The following is an 8,629-nucleotide window of genomic DNA, read 5'->3' as shown; positions in this document are numbered from 1 at the left end:
ATATAGTGGGAACTGCTCTAGAGAAATTAAGCTGTTATCTTATTAGTCTTTTTATCCGCTCCAAAGCTGCAACTAATAAAGCAAGACATTGACAAAAAAAACCGAGGTAATTGGGTTCACCGTGGTCGGGTAGTAGGACTATATCCAATACCGTTCAGTAACATCGCAATTACACAATGTAAACGACTGGAAACCTATCTATTTCGTTCACCAATTCAGGTGATTAACCCGGACTTATCAATCAACACGACAGCACGACCGCCACAACCCTCATGATTTCGTTGGTTGATAAAACCTGCTTATGCTTATAGCGCTATTACCACTTGCAGGTATGAGCCGCACTAATAGGATTCGCTCATGTTGCGGCTGTATCAACTGTCTATACTCGCTTCTCTACCCTCGTTGATAATCAACAAGCCGATTGGGAAACCTCTACCTTAGATTAAGAGACTGCCGTACAGTCATGGGGTTCGGTATTATGCACAATAAAGTTAGGGTCTTTCATGGTTTCGACTCTCCTGAGATCCATTTTTTATAGAAGAAGCAAATATACGGTAGCAACCGCTTTGGGACATGATTAACTCAAAGCGGTTATTGAAATGTTATGCCATTGCTTTGGGCCGAAATAAAGACTTGTGGTCAATGTCGGAATTGTTAACGGGTATGTTGAAGGATTCGGATCAATAAAAATTAATATATTGACTAATTAGAGGAGATTAATATTATTTAATAACTGGTAATTAAATATGTTTGATAAGATATTTTTACGGAACTTATCAAATCACCTAGAAAACCGTTTCTCAATCAAAATAATTCTCAAGGGTAGGAGTATGAAATCAGATGCATTAGAGCTATGTCATCAAGAGTTTAAAAACAATTCCGTGAGGTTTTTGTTAGCAATCGCAATTGAGCCTGGATATTTTCAAAGCTTTGAAGAGATAATGCAGGCTGTCTCGCTTGAAAGCGCTATCCCATACAAAGATTTAGCATCTTATGAAAAGGACTTTATTCGTGGCTGGAATGAGGTTTATGAAAAGGCTTGTGCTGAGGCTGACCGACGAAAAAATGGGGAAGTTCCTAACTTGAACTGGTTCTGTTGCTGTTAATTCATTGTCAGAATGGCAAGATTATTTACACTCAGCACAAGATTCAGCAAAACATCTAGTTGCCGAGACTACAGTTGGCTCTTCCAAAATTTCAACTACTTTTGCTGGGTTTGATCTAACTTTTGGAGACCCCCCCTTACTTTTTGAAACAATGGTTTTGGGCGGCCCTCATCATGGAAGAATGCAGCGTTATTCTACTTGGTCAGAAGCACGCTTCGGTCATGATGATACGGTTATACAAGTGATGACTACCTCGCCACCGAGTGAATAGTGATGAACCGGAATGATTTGAAAGTATCATTTAATATAAGTGGTTTAGCGGTTATGTAAAATGAGGGCGGCAGTCAGTGGCTCTTAAGGCGATTGATGCGTTTATCAGGGAACTTCATTGATACATTACTTTTAGTAGAGACAAAAAATAAGGGAATTTTCTTGACCTTTGATATTCTTGATTAACCTAGTATCGTTGATTTCAATAACTTTACAACCACAATTTGAGTTTTATAGATGCTGAGGTAGCAGAGAATTAAATCATGTTGATCGAGTTCAATCCACTAGCAACAAGACTGGAAGATTACGCCGCGATTGCAAGGAATGCAAAAATTCGCATCAAAGCCAGAAAGCGAATCGGTACGCGCGATGATGATGGTACAGCAATTATCGAAGAATGGTGGGCAGAGACTAATTTACTTGCATATCTTCCAGCATGGGATCTAGAGGACATCCAAAAGGGGCGTGATTATGCGGTGATTACTCCACAGGCAGACTTCTACCCTTCATGGTGGTATCAACCTTGGGAGTGGCGAAAAAATCAGCGTCAATTGCTGACCCGCGCTAGAAGTTATGCAGATATTTACCCTGATGATTATCGACAGCTAAAAGCTGAATGCAACAGAATTCGAGAGCAAATCGGAAAAGAATTCTTGATTAGTAAGAATGGACTTGCCTGGGGATGGAAAGATTTTAAGATTGTTTAAAAATTTCTAGTTGCATTTAATCCTGGCTCAAACCGATTCCTTTTCCCAAAACCACATAGTACACTCCTAACTATGTTGAACTCAATTTGTAGTAGATTAATCGTAATTGAAGAACTGGTAATTAAATCGCTACGCATTTTTAGAATCAGGAAATGCCAAGAAAATCACAACAACGTTATCCAGAAAACTGGTCAGATATCGCTCTGGAAGTCAAACAATCTGTGGGCTGGCGTTGCTCTAAGTGTGGCTTGCAGTGCATTCGCCCAGATGATGATACGTCCGAACTTACTCGTTCTCTTAGAATGGCGCTAACACTAACAGTACATCATAAAAATTTTATGCCAGAAGATAATCGTCGAGAAAACTTATATGCCTTATGCAGTGGTTGCCACCTCAGTTTTCATACGCGACGCAGGGGAAATGTATCGCCAGGACAACTGTCTTTATTTTGAGCCAGCTTCTTATTGAACTAAGGTACTGCCTTCATCGCCATCAGCAGAATGAACTACCTTTATCTCTGATTCCTGGGCGGGAGCAAGAACCAAGTAAATTGAATAGTTTTATTGAATTTCCATTTCTGCCATCTGGCATTGGAGTTCCCAGGTTAGCCCTTCAAAGTCGGGCATATTTTCCTCTCTATCACGGGAGTAAGCGCTTGGTTTTACGCCGATAACTTCGGTTTCTGTGCTAACTTCTGCTAAGTGGTTCATTCGGCTGCACATGGGCATTGCAACTGTATCCCCTACTTTTTTGTAGGTATATTCGCCGTTCGGAAAACAAAAGAAATCGCCGCGATGTAAATCTGAGAATTTCATGGATTCTAAAAGTCTTACTCTTTTTATTTGGTTGAAAATCACTATTTTTGCACACGGACATTAAAAGGATAACTTGATATTGGACTGAAAATGCGTCGGCAGCAGATAAGGCGATGGATCTTTAAGAATGCTCTGGGATATGAGTGATGAGTAAACACCTTCATCTGTGGGAAAAACTTAACCAACGGCAGCAAGCCACCCTCACCGCCATTTACCGTGCTGACCAGTCGGTGGAGGCAGCACAAAAAGAAGGTTGGCGATTAGGTTCAATCAGAGAGAAAGCATCCGTATGGCGTAATCTGCAATATTATTTTGAACCCACAAGCTATGAAACTTTATTGCACAAGTTGTTATCCCAGGCTGGTGTAGTTGACCAGGGTTTAGGTTCCACTCTTCAAGTTTTGGAACGACACAAGTTAATTCAGTGTAATTATTATAACGGCGAACTAATTTCTATCAAGCTCACCACAACTGGACGTGCTGTAGCTCGTGCTGGATTGGGTGAATCAGCACCCAAAAAACCACCCAAAGGACAATTAAAACCAAGGCAGTGGGAGGCACTAGCTACAGCGTATGAAGCTGGTGAATTAGGAATAGACAGTGGCTTAAACTTTGGGGATTACGCCGGGTTTAGTTGGCAGTGGACTTGGTTGAGATTACGAGATTATCAAGGAAGTGGATTAGTAAAGGAAGTTGGCTACTGGAACAAAGACGGTAAGCACTCAACCAAGCTGGTTATTACTCAGGCTGGAATAGAGTTTTATCGACAGCAATGGTCACAATATCGCACTCTTTACCCTGATGTGAATGCGCCCAAACCTGACTGATGTTATTGAACTACTGTCTGACCTCATTCAAGTAATATTTATCGATTTGCTCCCTCATAGAGGCTAGAGCCGATTGAATATCTGGGAATGCTTGCCTTTCTTTTGACACCATTTCTTCATGCACGGGTACATATAATTCAGCCAAGTAGCAGCCAAGGCGTAGATCAAACCACACGTCAATAATGCAGCCTTTATACCAACCTTGCGAATAGTATTTATCGATCTGTTCCCTCATATAAGCTACAGCCGATTGAATATCTGAGAATGCTTGCCTTTGTTGCATCAACATTCTGTTGCGAACCGGGGCATATAATTCAGCCAAGTAGCAGCTGCGCCTGTCATCACGCCAAACATCAATACTACAGCCTTTGTATTTCTCGGAGTGCTTTAAATCCTCGGACAGCAAATCAATCATGATGAACACCCATAAGAGGAATGAATAGCGGTCTTGATACCTAAGAGCATAAAAGTTTCTCGTTTCTTTGATTACAAGTTTTAGCATTATTTCTTCAATTATCTAATAAACTTAGGCTAATTGGAAAGCTGATTTCTTATTGGTGCTTCTGCCGTGGTTGTCCGCGATGCCGTAACCATGCCGTAGGCTACGAACCTTACAGGCTATAGATTGCCGTGATTGCTGCCGTATGCCGTAGACACCCATTAAAGCCCCTTCTACATCCCTTTTTATGACCACGGCATTACGGCAATCCTTTCACCAATCAGGTAGGGAGTAGCTATCAGGAGCGTCAGAATTTACCTTCTCAGTCTTAACTAATTCAGCTAAACCATCACTTAATTCTGACTCTGAATAGCCGGATAACCTATCTGCTTTCTTCAAATCGCGTAATGTTTTTGGTGTTTTAGTCTTGACATTTTGGAAGTATTCATAAATCTTTTTAGCTACCTCCGATAATGGTTGGGGATGTGGATTGTGAGCAGAATTTAAATTAAATTCCAGGTCAAATACTCTATCTAAATATTCCTGCTCCGAAGCAATTGACCTGGCTTGATTAGATAATTTAGGCATTAAGGCAACTACAAAACCCCCAACAGAAGCAATCATAATTGGACGTAAGTTTTGATAAGAGACTGCTTTAATATCCAAGTATTTAGATTTAATTTGTTCTCTCTCTTGCTTCCCTGGGATAATGTCACCTCTATTTAAAATCAGTTCCAGCACCCCATAAGATTCTTGTTCCCTTCCGTTCTTGATATACCTGTTACCTAACAGCAGTAAATTGAGACAGAGACGAGTTTGTGCATCCATCTTCTCAATGCCCAATGCTGCCAAATTAAAAGACTGTAGGGAAGCAATAAACTTAGTATTAAACTCTCTGCCAATCAGTAAAACATCAAGTAATTTACTCCCATAATTCCAATTAGAGTAAAGCTTGCTTAATGAGTCAGCAATTACTAGCCAATCATCCAGAATTAGAATCAATGGTGGTAAGGATTCGCGCTTTGATTCTGGTAGTTGCTTACGCTTTTTGTAGTCCGTGTAAAAGTTGTCAATTACCTCTTTGGCTAGGTCTGGGTTTTCCCCGTCAAAGACAATTACTCTCTCTTTCTCCCGTAAACCGCAGAAACTATCATTTTTAGCACTAATTACCCAAATATCCGCGTTGGGGGAATCTGCAAGGATTTTCTCAATCAAATAATTGAGAGTGACTGATTTACCGCTTCCCGGTGCGGCTACTAAAGCAGTGGAACTATCTGCTCTGGCTAAGGCTTGCAAAGTATTTAGGGCAAGAGATTCTGATGGGTGAAGGCTACTATTCGTATTTTGTTGTAATGTCTGCTGTTCAGAGCCAGTCACTTTATCGTCACCCCTGGCGATATCCTGCATTGATTGCCCTGGCAATGCTGCGGCTGGCTGTCCAGTTGCCTGTTGCAGTTGCACCCGTGCTTCTGCCTCTGCCCTTAATCTCACTTGCTCTTGAAAGATGGCTAACTCTTGCGGTGTCATTTTTGACAACTGCGCTTCTCTTACCCGTCTATTCTCCGTCCATTGGTGGAATTCGTAATCTAGTTGGGCAGTGTAACTTTCTTTGTGGAGTGTTAAACCTTCTCTAAGTTTGGCGATTAACCAATTGCTACGAATTTCCTCTCTAAGCTCCGGTATGATTTGTAGCAATCGCCATTCCCTAGCTTTGGATAAGGTAAAGGCTCCTCCTAGAAAAAACACTGAAGCTAATCCCCACAAAGCCTTATCCGGGTTACTTGGTTCTATTATTCTTAATCTGGTTGCTTTGGTTGGTAGAAAATTATCACGTTGAAACTCTGGATTAGCTGGTGTGTAAGCTTCAGCATAAAATTCCGACTCTGGCATTATGTAACGCTTGTTGGGAGTGCAGTACCTTTGACGGTTAACCGGCTTGGTGAGCGTTGAGGGGATGAAGCAATATTCAACTAAACTTATCTGAGTTCCTGTAAATGACTTTGCCCCACAAATTAACCCGATGACCGCCAGCACCCCTACAGTGATATTGTTCGCAGTGCCAGAACGCAAGTATGACTCGAATTGCTTACGTTTCATTGGTTTGTCCCCCTGACGATTGCTGCAATCACCAACAACACAAAAGCACCTACCCCAATCAAGCCCCAAGGTATTTCACTCTTGGGAGTTGGCTTAACTTCGTAGGTTTTAACCTCCTGATAGAACCTTGTCTTACCTGTATTAGTTGCTTCTGACACTGCCCTATATTCATCAAAGGCAATCCACAGCGAAGCTCCTACACAAGCGGTTTGGGCGGTCGCTACCAAAAAATCTTTGTCAATGTGGATTTGTCCTGAGTAGTGAAGCTTGGTCAGGGTATTGGCGAAGAATAGCCCCAGTACAATGCTGCCCAATGTGCCAGAAGCCATTGCCCCAATTCCAAGAGTTGTGAGTAGGCTGACTCCAGCATTGGCAGTAAACACGCCCAGGAATGTAGCCAGTGCTTTGTTTAGCAGTTGTTTGTTACTGAAGACATCACGAAGAGACTGTTCTAGCCGTTCGCCATCTTCGCTCTCTGGGGTCGGTTTTTCTGAAGTAGTTTCACCCCACATTAACGGTGTGGACTGTTCACTGGTGTTTTGGAACTGTAATAATAGGGAATCAATTTCATTCATGTTTACCTCGCGTGGGTGAAACAGAAAAAGCCAGAGTTTTCCGTCACTACTGGCTTTCGACTAATTACGGTTAAATGCCCATAAAATTGCGGAACCACTGCCCTACTCGGCTAATGCCAGCAGTGCGCGAGTAATTAGGCTTTGGTATGCGGTCGGTTTTCGCTTCACTGCCATTAGTCCACAGTGCGCTAGTAACTGCGGTTTCATAAGCGCGATCTGCTGCGTCTTGGGCTTCTGGCACTTTGTTAGAAGCTTTGATTAAATCAGCCTCATATTTTGCGATCGCCATCAGGTCTGCTGTGGCCCCAGATATCTGAATCAAGGATGAGCGTTGAGCGTGACGGGTAGCCTCGGCAGTAGTGGCGTTGACGTGTTCCGCCTGCATTTCGGTCATTTCGTTTTTAAAACGCTGCTCTCCTGTCTTACTAGTGTTGATAGCTTTCAGGGTTTGCGTACCGTGTTTTTGGGTCAATTGCACCAGTTCGGCATAGGCTTGGTTTACATCCCCAGTTGTTTCAATAATCTTCCGATATGCTTCCAAAGCCTTGGGTAAATTGGCTTTTGCAGTGTCAGACAGTCGCGCCATGTCTGCAATTTTGGTGATTACCGTTTGGTCGCCAAGGAGGGCTTTGTTGAAGTCAGATTCAGAGACATCAAACAGTCTCCCCATTGCTCCTAACGTACCGGGGGCATTGTTGGGAATATGGTTTTTGAGTTTTGCTGCTCCAAAATTACGTGCCATTTATTCTCCTAATAAGGGATGTAGTCATAGTCGATATTGCTGGATGATTGGGGCAACTTATCCCAGTAACCCATGTCTTCAAATCGGCTATAAATTCTCGCTGCTAATTGCCTTATGGGGTCGTCAAAATCATCAGAAATTAAATCAAATCTGTTGCAGCCAAATGCCAAAGTATTTGCGATATCAGGGTCAATCCCATTGCCTAAGAATTGACCAAATGCAGCAGAGTATGGATGGTCATCGATGCTTGAATGAGTTGCTAAGAATTGCGTTCCTGTGAAGGGTGGGTAATCTTCACTCTCGAATATTGGTGTGGAAAGTGCCTCAATATCTGCCGAAATCATTACTGCCCACTGATCAGGATTTTCCGCTTTGAATTGCTCTAATCTCAAAGCGCGGTCAGTTAGCGGTGAACGTCCCCAATCGTTGGGATTTTTGTAATCGAGTGTCATGCTGTTAAGATCCTTATGTACTTTCGTTTATGCGGCGAGAGATACGTCCCCTAGTGAGGCGATTGCAATGATTGGTAGTCGGTGCAATCGCTTCATCATCAGTTTTCACAAAACTCAACAAGTTCAATAACCTCTCTCTGCACTTGAGTTTGACTTAATTCTTTTCTTCTGCCTTTGGAGTCATTGAAAATGAAAGGTGCATTGACTCCACAATTAGAGCGATGGCTGTAGCGCAGTTGTTGACCACGGAATTGGTACAGGTGATTACGCTGTAAGGCTGTCGTTGAAAGCATAAGTTTGTCCCTCGACTTGGGAATAAAACTCGATATTTAGGATTGCTTCGTGAATCTCCATCAAGGCTTGGACTGCATCGCCCATCTTTAAGTCATTCGATGTACTGAACCGTTCGGACGCTTCAATTTGCTTGTAATTGGGAGATGCTTGCACGAACCTTAAAGTCTGTTCACAACCGAGGATGATGGTCATGATTTCGGTAGTTGTAGCGAACTGCAAACATAAACGCTTCAAACCGCAAACAAGGCGATTTTGAAACCACATTAACTGCAAATAAGGGGGGTCTCAAAACCACATTATTTGCA

The 8,629-nt window shown here is 42.4% G+C and carries 14 protein-coding genes; 5 read left to right on the top strand and 9 right to left on the bottom strand.

The window, feature by feature from the left end; genetic code table 11:
* Positions 1-830: 830 nt before the first annotated feature.
* The 4 genes from H6G86_RS37090 (at position 831) to H6G86_RS37075 (ending at position 2,535) form a co-directional block, all read left to right on the top strand.
* Entirely contained in the window at positions 831-1,106 is a 276-nt protein-coding gene (locus H6G86_RS37090) for a hypothetical protein (protein ID WP_190938556.1), read from the top strand.
* 4 nt (positions 1,107-1,110) lie between these two features.
* Positions 1,111-1,377, top strand: coding sequence for a hypothetical protein (locus H6G86_RS37085; protein ID WP_190938555.1), 267 nt, complete (start codon positions 1,111-1,113; stop codon positions 1,375-1,377).
* Positions 1,378-1,639: 262 nt separating this feature from the next.
* Entirely contained in the window at positions 1,640-2,083 is a 444-nt protein-coding gene (locus H6G86_RS37080; protein WP_190938554.1) for a hypothetical protein, read from the top strand.
* A 152-nt stretch (positions 2,084-2,235) separates the two neighbouring features.
* Positions 2,236-2,535, top strand: a complete 300-nt coding sequence (locus H6G86_RS37075; protein ID WP_190938553.1) for an HNH endonuclease — start codon at positions 2,236-2,238, stop codon at positions 2,533-2,535.
* Positions 2,536-2,643: 108 nt separating this feature from the next.
* On the opposite strand, the gene H6G86_RS37070 is transcribed toward H6G86_RS37075, so the two are convergent.
* Entirely contained in the window at positions 2,644-2,898 is a 255-nt protein-coding gene (locus H6G86_RS37070; RefSeq protein ID WP_190938552.1) for a hypothetical protein, read from the bottom strand.
* A 146-nt stretch (positions 2,899-3,044) separates the two neighbouring features.
* On the opposite strand from H6G86_RS37070, the gene H6G86_RS37065 reads away from it, so the two are divergent.
* Positions 3,045-3,725 (top strand): hypothetical protein, encoded by a 681-nt coding sequence (locus H6G86_RS37065; protein WP_190938551.1) that lies wholly within the window; start codon positions 3,045-3,047, stop codon positions 3,723-3,725.
* Between the two features lie 10 nt (positions 3,726-3,735).
* Here the strand turns inward: H6G86_RS37065 and H6G86_RS37060 are convergent, their stop codons facing one another.
* The 8 genes from H6G86_RS37060 to H6G86_RS37025 form a co-directional block, all read right to left on the bottom strand.
* Positions 3,736-4,140, bottom strand: a complete 405-nt coding sequence (locus H6G86_RS37060; RefSeq protein WP_199338573.1) for a hypothetical protein — start codon at positions 4,138-4,140, stop codon at positions 3,736-3,738.
* A gap of 111 nt (positions 4,141-4,251) precedes the next feature.
* Positions 4,252-4,419, bottom strand: a complete 168-nt coding sequence (locus H6G86_RS37055) for a hypothetical protein (protein ID WP_190938550.1) — start codon at positions 4,417-4,419, stop codon at positions 4,252-4,254.
* Between the two features lie 18 nt (positions 4,420-4,437).
* The gene (locus H6G86_RS37050; RefSeq protein ID WP_190938549.1) at positions 4,438-6,261 is read right to left on the bottom strand and encodes a P-loop NTPase family protein; all 1,824 of its coding nucleotides are present in this window, start codon (positions 6,259-6,261) and stop codon (positions 4,438-4,440) included.
* On the bottom strand, positions 6,258-6,836 hold the full coding sequence (locus H6G86_RS37045) for a hypothetical protein (protein WP_190938548.1): 579 nt from the start codon (positions 6,834-6,836) through the stop codon (positions 6,258-6,260). The genes H6G86_RS37050 and H6G86_RS37045 overlap by 4 nt, the downstream gene beginning before the upstream one ends.
* Positions 6,837-6,906: 70 nt before the next feature.
* Entirely contained in the window at positions 6,907-7,578 is a 672-nt protein-coding gene (locus tag H6G86_RS37040; RefSeq protein ID WP_190938547.1) for a hypothetical protein, read from the bottom strand.
* Positions 7,579-7,586: 8 nt separating this feature from the next.
* Positions 7,587-8,030 carry a hypothetical protein gene (locus H6G86_RS37035; protein ID WP_190938546.1) on the bottom strand — a complete coding sequence of 148 codons (444 nt, stop codon included), beginning with the start codon at positions 8,028-8,030 and terminating at the stop codon, positions 7,587-7,589.
* Between the two features lie 98 nt (positions 8,031-8,128).
* Entirely contained in the window at positions 8,129-8,323 is a 195-nt protein-coding gene (locus tag H6G86_RS37030; RefSeq protein ID WP_190938545.1) for a hypothetical protein, read from the bottom strand.
* Entirely contained in the window at positions 8,295-8,588 is a 294-nt protein-coding gene (locus H6G86_RS37025) for a hypothetical protein (protein WP_190938544.1), read from the bottom strand. The genes H6G86_RS37030 and H6G86_RS37025 overlap by 29 nt, the downstream gene beginning before the upstream one ends.
* Positions 8,589-8,629: the final 41 nt, after the last annotated feature.

This window comes from Nostoc sp. FACHB-133 (genome assembly GCF_014698055.1).
GTDB lineage: Bacteria > Cyanobacteriota > Cyanobacteriia > Cyanobacteriales > Nostocaceae > Nostoc.
Note: the sequence above shows the minus strand (reverse complement) of the source record. Positions and strands in the feature narration are given on the sequence as shown.